General features: G+C 66.7%; 1 protein-coding gene. It reads right to left on the bottom strand.

Annotated features, from left to right (window positions below; all coding sequences use genetic code 11):
• Positions 1–210, bottom strand: a 210-nt coding sequence (locus tag BGIM_RS66155; RefSeq protein WP_193789051.1) for a hypothetical protein, incomplete at its 3' end; no start/stop codon positions are given.
• Between the last annotated feature and the right edge of the window lie 123 nt (positions 211–333).

The raw sequence follows: 333 nt of genomic DNA, 5'->3' as shown, positions 1-333 counted from the left end.
CCCGTCCACGATGAGCAGCGCCAGTTCCGGGGTGTCGCCGGGATCTCCCAGCAACAGGGACTTGGCCAGCACCTTGGTCTGGCTCCGGCCCCCGTCCACCTTGAAGTCGGGGTATTGCGTGGCGGCGTCCCCGCCGAGGCACACCCCGTAGGGCAGCGCCCCGCCGTGGGCGGTTTCGTCGGTGACGGTGATGGGGGAAACGGGGATCATTTCGCCTCCAGTTCGGCCACGCGGGCCGTGAGTTGTTGAATCGCCCTCACCGCCAGAACGATCATCTGGCCATAATGCAGGGCGTCGGGCTCGCCATCGTCGTCATACATGACGAACTCCGGC

The sequence above is a fragment of the Zavarzinella formosa DSM 19928 genome (assembly GCF_000255705.1).
Taxonomy (GTDB): domain Bacteria; phylum Planctomycetota; class Planctomycetia; order Gemmatales; family Gemmataceae; genus Zavarzinella; species Zavarzinella formosa.
This window is presented reverse-complemented; position numbering and strand designations above follow the sequence as displayed.